Origin of the sequence: Loktanella sp. M215 (genome assembly GCF_021735925.1) — a bacterium.
Classification (GTDB): domain Bacteria; phylum Pseudomonadota; class Alphaproteobacteria; order Rhodobacterales; family Rhodobacteraceae; genus Loktanella.
Genome location: NZ_WMEA01000001.1, coordinates 1,851,061 through 1,865,540, shown reverse-complemented (window position 1 = coordinate 1,865,540; position 14,480 = coordinate 1,851,061). Strand labels below are relative to the sequence as shown.

Here is a 14,480-nt window from a genome sequence, read left to right as displayed (position 1 = left end):
TGAACGGCTGCCCCCATGAAACGCTTCACCTGCCCCACCTGCGCCAAAGAGGTGCATTTCCGAAACCAGTCCTGCGTCAATTGCGGCACCCGTCTGGGGTATGACGCCAATACACAGGTCATGCGCGCGGCCGGCGGTGACGTCGTGCTCTGCGCCAATGCCAAAGGCGCCGCCTGCAACTGGCTGGCGGTCGACGCCCGGCCTGGCAGCTTTTGCCTCGCGTGCCAGCACAACCATGTCGTCCCCGATGCCTCAATGGACGGCAATCTGGCCCGCTGGCGCGAGGTCGAGCTGGCCAAGCGCAAGCTGATCTACGGCCTGATGCGGTGGCGCCTGCCACGTCCGACCCGCGCGCAGAACCCCAACCTCGGGCTGGCCTTCGACTTTCTGGCCGATGCGCAGGGGCCGAACGGCGTCACAGCCGTCATGACCGGCCACGAAAGCGGGTTGATCACCATCAACATCGCCGAAAGCGATGACGACGTGCGCGTGGCCCGCCGTACCGCGATGGATGAACCCTACCGGACCCTGATCGGCCACATGCGCCACGAGGCCGGCCATTTCTACTGGGCGCTGCTGGTCGACAATTCGCCCCACATCGGCCGCTACCGCGAGCTGTTCGGCGACGAACGTGCGGATTACAGCGCAGCCTTGCAGTACCATTACGACAATGGCGCGCCGCAGGGCTGGCAGCAAAGTCACATCAGCGCCTATGCGACGTCTCACCCGTGGGAAGACTTCGCCGAGACCTGGGCGCACTGGATGCACATCGCTGACGGGGTCGAAACCGCCGCCGCCTACGCCTTGTCACTGGACGGCAATCAGGTGACGCAGGATGCCTACGGCGCCACCGACATCAAACCGGTGGTCGAGGCCTGGGTGCCCGTCACGGTCGCGCTGAACAACATGAACCGCGCCATGGGTCAGCCCGATCTTTATCCCTTCGTGCTGAACAAGCCGGTCATGGCCAAACTGCAGTTCATCAACGATCTGATCCACAGCGCATCCATCGCCTGATTTTTAGGCACTTTGACACCCCTGCCCGCGTTTTCACATTATGCGGGTGGAGGTGCGGGGCACATCGTGGGACAGTTTGCGTTAACTGTTACGAAAGGTTGCCCATGTCGATCCTCGCCGCGATCCGCCACCTGACCCATTACAAATACGACCGCCCCGTGACGCTTGGCCCGCAGATCATCCGCCTGCGGCCCGCGCCCCACAGCCGCACTCCGGTCCTGAGCCACAGCCTGAAGGTCACGCCGGCAAACCACTTCGTGAATTACCAGCAAGACGCCTACGGCAACTGGCAGGCGCGCTATGTCTTCCCGGACCCGGTCACCGAATTTAAGATCGAGGTCGATGTCGTCGCGGACATGAGCGTCTACAATCCCTTCGACTTCTTCGTCGAAGACAGCGCGCAGGAATTTCCCTTCACCTACCCAGAGGCGATCAGCGACGACCTGTCGATCTACATGCGGACCCACGACGAGGGGCCATTGTTCACGGATTACCTGAACAGCATCTCGCGCGACCCGCAGCGCACCATCGACTTCGTCGTCGGACTGAACGCGCGGCTGGCGGCAGACATCGGATACATCGTCCGCATGGAACCCGGCGTGCAAACGCCGGAAGAGACTCTGCAACTGGCAAAGGGGTCCTGCCGCGACACATCGTGGCTGCTGGTGAACCTGCTGCGGCATCTGGGGCTGGCGGCGCGGTTCGTGTCCGGCTACCTGATCCAGTTGAAGCCCGACCTGAAGGCCGTATCGGGTCCGCAGGGAACCGAGAACGACTTTACCGACCTGCACGCCTGGTGCGAGGTCTATCTGCCGGGTGCCGGCTGGGTCGGCCTTGATCCGACATCTGGCCTTTTGACCGGCGAAAGCCACATCCCACTGGCCGCGACACCGCATTACAGCAACGCCGCACCCATCTCCGGCATGGCGAGCTTTGCCGAGGTCACCTTCAACTTCGACATGACCGTCACCCGCGTGGCAGAGCATCCGCGCATCACCAAGCCTTTCTCGGACGCCGCATGGGAGAAGCTGAACGCCCTTGGCCACACCGTCGACAAGGCGCTGGAGGATGGGGACGTCCGCCTGACGATGGGCGGAGAGCCGACTTTCGTGTCCATCGACGACTTCGAAGCGGAGGAATGGAACACCGGCGCCGTCGGCCCCACCAAACGCATCTTTGCCGACAAGCTGATCCGCCGGTTGCAGGATCGCTTCGCCCCCGGCGGGTTCCTGCACTACGGCCAAGGCAAATGGTACCCGGGCGAGACGCTGCCGCGCTGGACCTTCTCTCTCTACTGGCGTCGCGACGGATCGCCGATCTGGACCGACCCCGACCTGATCGCCGCCGAAGATGCCACAGGTGCGACCAAGGAACAGGCGCAAGCCGTCCTGCAAAGCATGGCCGAAACGCTGGGCGTGCCGTCCGCAAACGTGATCCCCGCCTTCGAAGACCCCGCCGACTGGTTGCTGAAGGAAGCGAACCTGCCGATCAACGTGACCCCGGAAAACAACGAGTTGAAGGACGCAGAGGCCCGCACCCGCATGGCCCGCGTCTTTGAACGTGGCCTGACGGAGCCGTCCGGCTATGTCCTGCCGGTGCAGAAATGGCAGGCACGCGCCAAGTCGCAATGGCTGTCCGAAGTCTGGGACATGCGGCGCGGTCATCTGTTCCTTGTCCCCGGCGACAGCCCCGTCGGCTACCGCCTGCCACTGGGCACGCTGGAGCATATCCCCGAGGCGTCCTATCCCCACGTCATTGTCGGCGATCCGATGCAGGATCGTGGCCCGCTGCCCACCTACCGCGTCGACAAGACCGAGGAGGCGGACGAGGAATCCCGTCAGGCCCGCGCGCATTTCACCGCGTCCGAGCCGGTGCAGGACCGCACCGAACAGGTCATCAGCGATCTGAAAGGCAAGGTCCGCACCGCCGTATCGGTCGAACCCCGCGACGGGCGGCTGTGCATCTTCATGCCCCCGGTCGAGGAGGTCGAGGATTACCTTGAACTCGTCGCCGCCGCCGAGGCAGCCGCGAAGAAGCTGGGCGTGCCGGTCCATATCGAAGGCTACGGCCCGCCGTCCGACCCGCGCTTGAACGTGATCCGCGTCGCCCCCGACCCCGGCGTGATCGAGGTTAACATCCACCCCGCCCACACCTGGGACGACGTCGTGAACACGACAGAGGTGGTCTATGAAGAGGCGCGTCAACTGCGCCTTGGCGCCGACAAGTTCATGATCGACGGCCGCCACACCGGCACCGGCGGCGGCAACCACGTCGTCGTCGGCGGCGTCACCCCCGCCGACAGCCCCTTCCTGCGCCGCCCCGACCTGATGCGGTCGATCATCCTGCACTGGCAGCGGCATCCGTCACTGTCCTATCTCTTCTCCGGCATGTTCATCGGCCCGACCTCGCAGGCCCCCCGCATCGACGAGGCGCGGATGGACAGCCTGTATGAGCTGGAAATCGCGCTTGACCAGATCAGGACGCCTGAAGAAGGCGACGTGCCCGCGCCGTGGCTGACCGACCGCCTGCTGCGCAACCTGCTGGTGGACGTGACCGGCAACACCCACCGGGCCGAGATCTGCATCGACAAGCTCTATTCCCCCGACGGTCCCACAGGCCGTCTGGGTCTGGTCGAGTTTCGGGGTTTCGAGATGCCGCCCAACCCGCGCATGAGCCTTGCCCAGCAACTGCTGATCCGCGCCCTGATCGCGCGGATGTGGAAGGCCCCGATCAAGGGCAACCTGACCCGCTGGGGCACCACGCTGCTGGATCGGTTCATGTTGCCCGAAATGGTGTGGCAGGACTTTCTCGACGTCCTTTCCGACCTCAAACAGCATGGTTTTGATCTGGACCCCGACTGGTTCAAGGCGCAGGCCGAGTTCCGTTTCCCCTTCTGCGGCGAAGTCAACGTGGATGGCGTCAATCTGGAAATCCGTCAGGCGCTGGAACCCTGGCACGTCATGGGCGAAACCGGCGCCATTGGCGGCACCGTGCGCTATACGGACAGTTCCGTCGAACGCCTGCAGGCCAAGCTGACCGCGACCGATCCGGGCCGCTATACGGTCACCTGCAACCAGCGGATGATGCCGATGCAACCGACCGGCAAGAACGGCGAGAGCGTGGCTGCGGTGCGTTTCAAGGCGTGGCAACCGCCGCTTGCACTGCATCCGAAGTTGCCAGTTAACGCGCCCTTGAGGTTCGACATCTATGACACCTGGACAGGCCGCGCGATTGGCGGCTGCACCTACCATGTCGCACATCCGGGGGGGCGCAATTATGATACATTCCCTGTCAACGGAAACGAGGCAGAGGCCCGCCGCCTTGCCCGTTTCGAACCGCATGGCCATACTGCCGGTGACTATGAACCCGTATCCGAGGCGCCTCATCCCTCATGCCCCATGACGCTGGACCTGCGCCGAAAACCGGGACTGTGACGCCCGCCGGGGCGGCGGACAGGGGCGAATTGTTCGACAGCTACCGCACCCTGCCCGGTGTGCCGGACGAATTATGCGATGCCACGGGCCGGATGCGGCCGGGTTGGGCGCCACTGATCGACCATCTGTCGGCCCTGCCCCCCGCCCAGATCGCGGCGGATTTCGCGCGCGGCGAACAGCATCTGGCCGATGCGGGCGTCTTCTTTCGCAAGTATGGCGATGCGACGGCCGCAACGCGGGACTGGCCGTATAGCCCGGTCCCGGTCGTGCTGTCCCAGTCCGACTGGACCACCATCAGCGCCGGTCTTGTCCAGCGTGCCAACCTGATGGAACAGGTGGTGGCCGACCTTTATGGCCCGAACCGCCTCGTTGCCGACGGTCACCTGCCGGCGCAACTCGTGGCCTCCAACCCCGAATGGTTGCGGCCCATGGTGGGTGTGGCCCCACGCGGCGGCCATTTCCTGCACTTCTGCGCGTTCGAACTTGGGCGCGGTCCCGACGGGCGCTGGTGGGTGCTGCAGGACCTGACGGACGCACCCTCCGGTGCCGGGTTCGCATTGGAAAACCGGATCGCCACGACCCACGTCTTTCCCGAGCTTTACGCCCAGGCCAATGTGCAACGGCTCGCCGGGTTCTTTAAGGATTTCCGGTCCGCCCTGACCGGGCTGAAGACGAACGACGCCAGCCGCGCCGCGATCCTGACGCCGGGGCCCTTGACCGACACCTACTACGAACAGGCCTATATCGCCCGCTACCTTGGCCTGTCCCTGCTGGAAGGCGGCGATCTGACCGTCGCCGACGGCGGCCTGAAGGTGCGCACCGTCAAGGGCCTGATCCCGATCGAGGTGTTATGGCGGCGCATGGACGGCATCTGGTCCGACCCGCTTGAACTGCGCCGCGACAGCCACCTTGGCACGCCGGGCCTCATGTCGGCGATCCGACAGGGCCAGGTCACGATGGTCAACGCCCTGGGGGCCGGGGTCCTTGAAACGCAGGCCCTCATGGCATTCCTGCCCGCGATCAGCCGCGTCCTGACCGGGGCTGATCTGATGTTGCCGAACGTCGCCACCTGGTGGTGCGGACAGACGAAAGAGCTGGCGCACGTCAACAGGCATGCATCGCGCATGATGATCGGTCCCGCTCTCGCGACCCGCATGCCCTACGAGACGCAGGCCCCCCACGCGATCGGCGGTATCCTGACGGGCACGGACGACACGCAGATCGGCCCCTGGCTGGCGGACAATGCTGCCGACTTGATGGCGAAAGAGCTTGTGACCCTGTCCACCACCCCGGTCTACGAGGATGGCGCGCTGGTCCCGCGGCCCATGACGCTGCGGGTGTTTCTGGCACGCGGCCCGCAGGGCTGGCACGTCATGCCGGGCGGCTTTGCTCGGATCGGCAGCGGCGCTGACACCTCTGCGGTGTCAATGCGGCGCGGCGGTGCCGTGGCCGATGTCTGGGTGGTGTCCGACGCGCCGGTTGCGACGCCGACACTGTTGCCGCGCACCGGCGATGGCCAATTCCGCCGCGCCACGGCAGAGGCGCTGCCAAGCCGCGCCGCCGACAACCTGTTCTGGCTGGGCCGCTATATCGAACGGACAGAGGGTCAGTTGCGCCTGCTGCGGTCCTACCACGGCCGCCGGTCAGAGGGGGCGTCCGGTCCTTTGCTGGATGCAATCCGCACCCACCTTGGCAGACACGGGATCAAGACGGATCGCGCAATCCCCAAGGGTCTGCGCCGAACGCTGGCCGCCGCAGTCCATTCCGCCAGCCAGATCCGTGACCGATTCAGCGTCGATGGCTGGGCCGCCCTGACGGACATGGACAAGACCTTGGCCAAGATGCAGGGCACAACGAAAGCCGGTGACGACGCTGCACTGGCCACCGGCATCCTGCTGCGCAAGGTGGCGGGATTTTCGGGTCTGACCCATGACAACATGTATCGCACCGCCGGCTGGCAGTTTCTGGCCATTGGCCGCGCGCTGGAACGGGCGGCCATGACGCTCGGCCTTCTGGCCCGCCTGGCCGACCCAGAGGCGCCGGACGGCGCCCTCGACCTTGCGGTCGAGATCGGCGACAGCGTCATCGTCCACCGCCAGCGCTATGCCATGGTGACAAGCCGTGACACGGTCATCGACCTGTTGGCGCTGGATCCGCTGAACCCGCGGGCTGTCCGGTTCCAACTCGACACCCTTCTGGCGCGCGTAACCGACCTGACCGCCGATGCGCCGTTGGGTCACATGACCGATTTCGAACGCAGCGTGCGGACCCTGCAAACCGCCTTTGCGGTGCATACGGTGGAAACGCTGGATACAGCCGCCCTCGACGCGGCCCTGTCAGATGTGCTGGGGCTGTCGATCACGCTCAACGCCGCCTTTCTGCACTGACCCCGATGATCTATGACATTCGCCTGATTATCGCCACGGACTACGCGGGCGAAGCTTCGACCGGGCGTCATGTCGTCTGCGTGATGCCGCGCGATCTGGGACCGGAACAACGGCTGGTCGCCGGGTTGATGACCCTCTCGCCCCCACCGGAAGACCGGCGCGACCGAGTCGATTTCTTCGGCAATCCCGTGGTGGAATTCGCGCTCGACGCGCCCCACGGCGGGGTCGAGGTGTCGGTGCAGGCCCGTGTCGAACGCAGGACGAGTGGCCTTGCGCCCGCAGGGGCCGTCGCGTTGGACGTGCTGCCACAGACGATCGCCGCCTGCCGCGACATGGGGCCGGACAGTCCGGTCCATTTCACGGCCGCATCCGACCGCGTGCCACTGACGTCAGCGATGACCGACTTCGCCCATGCGCAGGTCACGGTCGGCATGGATGTTGCGCAGGCCATTGTGGCGATCGGCCATGCGCTGCACCGGACCATGCGGTTCGACCCCAAGGCGACGACGGTGGACACCCCCGCGCCAGAGGCTTTTGCCAAGCGTCACGGCGTCTGCCAGGATTTCTCCCATATCATGATCGCCTGCCTGCGCGGCATCGGCATCCCGGCGGGTTACGTCAGCGGCTACCTGCGCACCCAGCCGCCCCCCGGCAAACCCCGGCTGGAGGGCGCCGATGCGATGCATGCCTGGGTCCGTGCCTGGTGCGGGCCGCAGGCCGGGTGGCTGGCGTTCGATCCCACCAACGACCGCATCGCCGATACCTCGCATATCATCGTGGCCTACGGTCGCGACTATGGCGACGTGGCCCCGATCCGCGGCATCCTGCGCGGGTCCGGCGGCCAGACCAGCCGCCAGTCCGTCGATGTCATTCCGCTAGCCGACACGGCCTAGCCAACCAGGCGCAGATGTTGGCTTGCCATCTGCAACCCCGTCGGGTCATCAGGCCCCGGTTACGCGCCAGACAATATCGCCGACGTCGTCGGCCATCAGCAACGACTTGCCATCTGCCCCGACCGTCACCCCCACAGGGCGACCATAGGACACGCGCTCGTCTTCGGACAGAAAACCCGAAAGGATGTCGCGGGGCGGCCCCGAAGGCTTGCCGTCCTTGAACGGCACGTGGATCAGGCGGTAGCCCGACAATGTCGAGCGGTTCCACGACCCGTGCTGTCCGATCGCCATGCCTGCGCCAAAGCCGGGCAAGGTCCCTTCCGGCACCCAGCACAGGCCAAGCGACGCCGTATGCCCGCCCAGCGCGTAATCCGGCGTGATCGCGGCGGCGACCAAGGCTGCGTCCTGCGGCACACGGTCATCGACGATCTTGCCCCAGTAGCAATAAGGCCAGCCATAGAATCCGCCGTCCTGCACCCGCGTCAGGTAATCCGGCGGTGTCTCGTCGCCCAAGCCGTCGCGCTCGTTCACGACGGTCCAGAGTTCGCCCGTAGACGGCTCCCACGCCGTGCCAACCGCATTGCGCAGGCCAGAGGCGAAGATGCGCGCCTTTTCCGTCTTAAGGTCCAGTTCCCAGATGCAGGCCCGACCCTGCTCGGCCTCCATCCCCTCGTCACCGATGTTGGTGAGCGATCCGACACCGGCATAGATCTTAGTCCGGTCAGGCGAGACGATCAGGCTGCGGGTCCAGTGGCCGCCGGGCTTGAAGGTCACCAGCGTGCGCCCCGGTCCAGTCAGTTTCGTGGCACCCTCGGTATAGTCGAAGGCCACGATGCCGTCCGTGTTGCCGACGTAAAAAGTGCCGTTCACCAAGGCCATGCCAAAAGGCTGCCGCTGGTTTTCCAGAAAGACATGCCGCTCTTCGGCCACGCCGTCGCCGTCCGCGTCGCGCCACAGGGTGATGCGGTTGGCGCTGATACCCAGCGCGCGGGCGCGCCGCATGGTGGCCTGTGCGGCGCGGTCGACAAGCCCCTTGGGTTTCGTCGCTTCCTGCAGGGCCTCGGCGATCAGCACATCGCCGTTCGGCAGCACCTCGATCCAGCGCGGATGCTGCAGATCGCTGGCGAAGGCATTGACCTTGAGGCCCGGTGCGGTTGTTGGCACGTGACCCTTGGCCCAGCCCTGCGCGGTCGGCATCTTCAGGGTCATCAGGCCCTGCTTCTTGGCCTGCGGAATCTGCGGCGACTGTCCCACCGCCTGCTGGCGCGGGGCGGACATGCGGCGCATCATCACCATTGTCCCGCCGACCAGTGCCGTCGCCCGTGCCATGAAGTCCATCTGTCTCGTCCCCTGCAATCCTGTGCCCGTCCCGGCACCGCACGATAAAATCGCCAAACTTGCGAAACCGCAAGGGATGGCAGGATCATTTGACAAAAGATCTCCGGAGGGTTGCGGCCAGCCTCATGACATCCATATACCATCTACACGGATGGAGAAACACCCATGAGCAACGTCAGACAGCTGCGCGACAAGACACCGGACAGCGAAAAGATCACGATCAACCTCGGATATGTCGATCTGGGCCGGATCGACCTGCTGGTGCAGGAGGGATTCTATTCGAACCGCACCGACTTCATCCGGACCGCGATCCGCAACCAGCTTGGCACCCATACGGAAGCGGTAAGCAAATCCATCGAACGCCACACGATGGAACTGGGCCTGCGCGACTATACCCGCGCCGATCTGGAAAGCCTGCAAAAGGCCGGAGAGGTGCTGCACGTCAAGGTCGTGGGCCTTGCCCGGATCGCGTCCGACGTGACGCCGGATCTCGCCCTCGCCACCATCGGGTCGATCACGGTGCTGGGCGCGCTTCAGGCCAGCGCAGAGGTGAAGGCCGCCCTGGCCTCTCGCATCCAGTAATTTCAGGCCCGCAACAGGGCCATCACAAGGACCGAACAGATGTTCAAATTCAACGCAGGTGCGCAGCACCCCGCGACCGGTGACGCACGTCTTGCCGCCGCCAATGACCTCGTCAGCCGCACGCTGGCGCAACACGGGCTGATGCCCGGCGGATCGTCCACGCCGCAGGCGAACTGGACCATGCCGCAAATGCCAAAGATGCCGTCCATGACCGGACTGGCGGGCTTGGCCGGCATGGCCGGTGCCGGAACGGTGGCGCATACGATGACTCCGGGCACCTATACCGGCGCCACCGGTCACCGCGATTATCTGGTGCATGTCCCTGCGAGTGCCGCCGATGGGGCCACCGGTCTGGTCGTGATGCTGCATGGCTGCACGCAGAACCCTGCGGATTTCGCCGCGGGCACGGGCATGAATGCGCTGGCCGACCGGGACGGCTTCATCGTCCTCTACCCCCAGCAATCGCGCGGCGACAATGCGCAGTCCTGCTGGAACTGGTTCAGCCGCGGCGACCAGCTGCGCGACAAGGGCGAACCCGCGATCATCGCCGGCATGACCCGGCAGATCGCCGAACAGCATGGCATCTCCGCTGACCGGACCTTCGTGGCCGGTCTGTCGGCAGGGGCCGCGATGGCGGTGATCCTCGGGCAGACCTATGGCGACGTCTTCTCTGCCGTGGGTGCGCATTCGGGCCTTCCCTATTCTGCCGCGCGAGATGTGCCGTCGGCCTTTGCCGCGATGGGCGGTCAGGGCGCCGACGTGGCCGCCCCCACCGGTCCCGGCATCCCGACGATCGTGTTTCACGGCACAGCCGACAGCACCGTCAACCCGGTGAACGGTCAGCGCATCGCCGCCCACGCCCTGACCGGTGCCGCCCAGACGATCGAGACCGAGGCCAATGGCACCACAAATGGCCGCGGCTGGCACCTGCGCAGCGCTGCCGACATGCAAGGGCGCGAGATGCTGGAATACTGGACCGTCGACGGCTTGGGTCACGCGTGGTCCGGCGGTCAGCCCGGTGGCAGCTATACGGACGCCAGGGGCCCCGATGCCAGCGCCGAAATGGTGCGCTTCTTTTTCGACAACGCCGGAAAGGCACAGCAATGACCGAGATGACCCTGACCTTCGACGCCGTATCAGAGGCGACCCCCGGCCCCAAATGGGCCGCCCGCTGGAACCGGTCCTGGCCCGCCTACGAGCCGTGGTTCATCGCCCGCGGCGGCGACAACGGCCCAGACCGCACCACCTGCCGCGACGCCATCGCGGACCACATGCCGGAGTTGCTGGGCACCTACGACCGGCTGGTCGATCTGGCCGGCGGCGGTGACCGCGCCGCGCGGTTCCTGTCGACATGGTGCCCGCCCCAGTATCTGGGCGGCTGCTCCCTCGCGGCCGTGTCGGACGGAACCGACGTGCGGCTGGTGCGCAATTACGACCTGTCGCCCAATCTGAACGAGGGGCTGATGCTGCATACCGCATGGACCGGACGGCGGGTCATGGGGATGGTCGAATTCCTCTGGGGGCTGTCGGACGGGATCAATGACGCTGGCCTCTCGATCGCGCTGGCCTACGGCGGCCGCACCCAGACCGGCCGCGGCTTCGGCATCACCACGATCCTGCGCTACGTGATGGAGACCTGTGACACAGTTAATCAAGCGCTGGCCGTGCTGGACCGCGTGCCATCCCACATGGCCTACAACGTGGTCGTGGCCGACGCGGGTGGCAACACCGCCAGTGTCGAGCTGTCGCCGGGCGGTGGCGCGCGGCGGATGCCGCAGGCGATCGCGACGAACCACCAGAGCGACGGCAGCGTGGCCGACCGTCCGTCGTTCACACGCACCCACGAGCGGCATGCCCACCTGCGCACCCTGCGCACGGCCCCGCGGTCCCTGTCGCACCAGTTTCGCAGACAGCCTCTGCTGCAGGACCGCTACACCGACGGCTTTGGGACACTTTTCACGGCAGCCTATGATCCAAAGGCCCTGACCCTCGACCTCACCCTGCCGGATGAAACCTGGGCGCAGAGCATGGACGATTTCCGCGAAGGCCAGCGGGTCGTGACCTATCGCAGCGGTGCGGTGCAGCAGCCAACGATCCCCCAAGGTCAGCCTGACTGGTCTGGCGCGGCCCGGATCGACTGGATGCAGGTCGGACAGGACTACGCCGCCGGGCGCGGGCGGGCGATCGAAAGTTACCTGCCGTTCTGAACAAAAAAGGGGCCGCCGGATCACCTCCGGCGGCCCCTGCCCTGCGCAACACAGGCTTGATCACATGATGCGGACTTTGGTCCCCAGCGGGCAAAGCTGGAAAAGCTCCGCGATCTTCTCGTTATACAGGCCGATGCAACCGTCAGAGGACGGGCGGCCGATCTTGCGCGTATCGTGGGTGCCGTGGATCGCGTAGGCGGGCCAGCCCAGATACATCGCATGGGTGCCCATCGGGCTTTTCGGGCCGGGCGGGATGTATTCCCAGCCGAACCGCTCTTTCTGCGATTGTGTCGGCGTCCAGTCGGGGCCGACCTTCTTGCGCACGATCTCGGTAAAGCCACGCTTGGTCAGCTCGTCCGTCTTGGGCACGGAGGTCGGATAGACGCGGTAGTCGATCCCCTGCGCATCCCAGTAATGCAGGGACCGGGCCTGCGTATCGGCCACCAGCATCGGCATGCCGGACAGGGCATCGAAATGATCGCTCCAGACATAGGTGCGGAAGGCGGCGACGTTGCGGGTCACGCCGCCGGGCAGCGTCTGCGCCCGCAGCAAGGTCGGCGCGGCCAGACCGCCCAACGCAATCCCCAACGCCACGCGGCGCGTGAAAGTCTGTGTCATGTCAATATCCTGTCAACTGCCAGAGGCGCACACGCTCTCGCGGCGCTTTGCCCATGCGGCTCAATACCACGAAAACGTGAGTGGTGGCAGGGGCATTCTTTCACGTTCCTGCGACCCGGCACCCTGTGGCTGTCCCGGAACTGCCGCCTACGTGTGCTCACGATTTCGGGAACAAGTCGCAGTCGCCGGGGCTTTACCCCTGCCGCATGCAGCCCCGGAATTACCGATGACACACCCCACCATCTGCGTCCTTTTCAATCCGGCCTCGGGCAAGAAGAAGGATGACCCCACAGCCGAGGCTCTGCTGGACCGCATGCGGAATGACCCCCGCATCGACCTGCGCGTGATCGACAATCCCGGCCATCTGGATGTCATGGTCAGGCAGGCCGTCGATGACGGATTCAGGACCATCGTGGCCGCCGGTGGTGACGGCACGATCGCCGGCGTCACCTCCGGTCTGCTGGACACGGACGTCGTGCTGGGCGTCCTGCCGATGGGGACATTCAATTTCGTCGCCCGCGGCCTTGGCATCCCCGAGGATCCCGATGCCGCCCTCGACGTGCTGTTCGACGGCACTGCGGCACCCCTGACATTGGGCGAGGTCAATGGCGAGATCTTCCTCAACAACGCCAGTCTTGGCGCCTATGCCACCGTGCTCGACGTGCGCGAAGGCGTCTACAAGCGCTGGGGCCGCAGCCGGATCGCAGCCTATTGGTCGGTCATCAAGGCGATGCTGACGCTTTATCGCAACCTGACCATGACGATCACCGTGGATGGCAAGACCCAGACCCTGCGCGCGCCGATGGCGTTCATCGCCAGCAGCGCCTACCAGCTGGAGCAATACGAGTTCGAAGGCGCCGACGACGTGCGCGACGGCAAGCTGGCGCTGATCCTTGCGCCGCATTCCAACCGGATGCAACTGTTGTGGAAGTCGGTCAAGATCCTGTTCGGCGGCATCCACCGGGGGGACGACTACATCCTGCACGTCGGCGAAGAGATCACGATCGACACGAAGCGCGGCCGCAACCTGATCGCCCGCGACGGAGAGAACGAGCGCATGAAAGGCCCCTATACCTTTCGCGTGCGGCGCGATGCGATCCGCGTGTTGGTGCCGAAGACCGGTGGCGAGGACGCGGCCTGATGCGTCTTGTCCTGCTGACCGACCTCCACTTCGGCCGCGCCCAGCCGGATCTGGTGCAACCGCTGCTGGACAGCGTGGCAGAGGCCGCCCCTGATCTGGTGGTGATCGCCGGCGACTTCGTCCAGCGCGCCCGCGCCAGCCAGTTTCGCGACGCGCGCGACTTCGTCGCACGCCTGCGTCACGACTGGATCGCCGTGCCCGGCAACCATGATATCCCGCTCTACAACCTCTTTGCGCGGGCCTTTGCACCCCGCGCCGCCTATCGCCGTTATATCACGAGCGAAACAGAGCCGCTTTTCGAGGATGACGCCCTCGTGGTCGTGGGCCTTGATACCACGCACCGGTGGAGCCATCAGCGCGGCCTGATCCGCCCCGCCCAGATCGACCGGGTCAGCCGCCTGATCCGGGATGCGGGCCGGGACAGGACCGTGGTCGTGATGGCGCACCACCCCTTTCACCAGGCCCCGGAGGTTGAAAAGAAGGTCATGAAGGGCGCCGCCCGCGCGCTCTCCACCTGGTCCGACTGCGGTCCCCACGTCATTCTGTCGGGTCATCTGCACACCTGGACGGTGGAACCGTTTCTGGCCCAGAAGAACAAGCAGATGACACTTCAGGTCCACTGCGGCACCGGCCTGTCCACCCGCCTGCGCGGAGAGCTGAACGAATTCGCGATCCTCGATATCGAAGGCGATACCTTCAGCGCCGTTCGCATGACCGCCGATACCGGAGACATGACCTATTCCGCCCGCAGTCAAAGCCGCTATTGCCGCACCCCGCAGGGCTGGCAGGATCTGGCCTGACGCGCCGCGCAATTGCGTTGCGCCACAAAATCGGGTCTGACGATGCCACGAGGATCGAAGGGG

11 protein-coding genes are annotated in these 14,480 nt (G+C 65.5%); 9 read left to right on the top strand and 2 right to left on the bottom strand.

Annotated elements, in window-relative coordinates:
- Positions 1-15 precede the first annotated feature (15 nt).
- The 4 genes from GLR48_RS09135 to GLR48_RS09120 all read left to right on the top strand — a co-directional run bounded on the left by GLR48_RS09135 (position 16) and on the right by GLR48_RS09120 (position 7,731).
- Complete coding sequence (locus GLR48_RS09135) at positions 16-1,017, top strand: zinc-binding metallopeptidase family protein (RefSeq protein WP_237060955.1); 1,002 nt, start codon at positions 16-18, stop codon at positions 1,015-1,017.
- A gap of 104 nt (positions 1,018-1,121) precedes the next feature.
- Complete coding sequence (locus GLR48_RS09130; protein WP_237060954.1) at positions 1,122-4,451, top strand: transglutaminase family protein; 3,330 nt, start codon at positions 1,122-1,124, stop codon at positions 4,449-4,451.
- The gene (locus tag GLR48_RS09125) at positions 4,409-6,838 is read left to right on the top strand and encodes a circularly permuted type 2 ATP-grasp protein (protein ID WP_442915780.1); all 2,430 of its coding nucleotides are present in this window, start codon (positions 4,409-4,411) and stop codon (positions 6,836-6,838) included. Before GLR48_RS09130 ends, GLR48_RS09125 begins: the two co-directional genes overlap by 43 nt.
- Positions 6,839-6,843: 5 nt before the next feature.
- On the top strand, positions 6,844-7,731 hold the full coding sequence (locus GLR48_RS09120; RefSeq protein ID WP_237060951.1) for a transglutaminase family protein: 888 nt from the start codon (positions 6,844-6,846) through the stop codon (positions 7,729-7,731).
- 48 nt (positions 7,732-7,779) lie between these two features.
- On the opposite strand, the gene GLR48_RS09115 is transcribed toward GLR48_RS09120, so the two are convergent.
- A complete protein-coding gene (locus tag GLR48_RS09115) occupies positions 7,780-9,069 on the bottom strand; it encodes a PQQ-dependent sugar dehydrogenase (protein ID WP_237060950.1) in 1,290 nt (429 codons plus the stop codon).
- A 165-nt stretch (positions 9,070-9,234) separates the two neighbouring features.
- Here GLR48_RS09115 and GLR48_RS09110 point away from each other — a divergent pair, with 165 nt between their 5' ends.
- From GLR48_RS09110 to GLR48_RS09100, 3 genes are read left to right on the top strand one after another with little or no spacing between them, the layout of a single operon-like run.
- Positions 9,235-9,651, top strand: a complete 417-nt coding sequence (locus GLR48_RS09110; RefSeq protein WP_237060949.1) for a CopG family transcriptional regulator — start codon at positions 9,235-9,237, stop codon at positions 9,649-9,651.
- A gap of 39 nt (positions 9,652-9,690) precedes the next feature.
- Positions 9,691-10,758 carry an extracellular catalytic domain type 1 short-chain-length polyhydroxyalkanoate depolymerase gene (locus GLR48_RS09105; RefSeq protein WP_237060948.1) on the top strand — a complete coding sequence of 356 codons (1,068 nt, stop codon included), beginning with the start codon at positions 9,691-9,693 and terminating at the stop codon, positions 10,756-10,758.
- Positions 10,755-11,858: a C45 family autoproteolytic acyltransferase/hydolase gene (locus tag GLR48_RS09100; RefSeq protein ID WP_237060947.1), complete on the top strand. Its 1,104-nt coding sequence runs from the start codon at positions 10,755-10,757 to the stop codon at positions 11,856-11,858. The genes GLR48_RS09105 and GLR48_RS09100 overlap by 4 nt, the downstream gene beginning before the upstream one ends.
- A 60-nt stretch (positions 11,859-11,918) precedes the next feature.
- Here GLR48_RS09100 and GLR48_RS09095 read toward each other — a convergent pair whose 3' ends face one another.
- Positions 11,919-12,476, bottom strand: coding sequence for a L,D-transpeptidase (locus GLR48_RS09095; protein ID WP_237060946.1), 558 nt, complete (start codon positions 12,474-12,476; stop codon positions 11,919-11,921).
- A gap of 226 nt (positions 12,477-12,702) precedes the next feature.
- On the opposite strand from GLR48_RS09095, the gene GLR48_RS09090 reads away from it, so the two are divergent.
- Together GLR48_RS09090 and GLR48_RS09085 are read left to right on the top strand one after the other, a co-directional pair.
- Complete coding sequence (locus GLR48_RS09090; RefSeq protein ID WP_237060945.1) at positions 12,703-13,617, top strand: diacylglycerol/lipid kinase family protein; 915 nt, start codon at positions 12,703-12,705, stop codon at positions 13,615-13,617.
- Entirely contained in the window at positions 13,617-14,417 is an 801-nt protein-coding gene (locus GLR48_RS09085) for a metallophosphoesterase family protein (protein ID WP_237060944.1), read from the top strand. The genes GLR48_RS09090 and GLR48_RS09085 overlap by 1 nt, the downstream gene beginning before the upstream one ends.
- Positions 14,418-14,480: the final 63 nt, after the last annotated feature.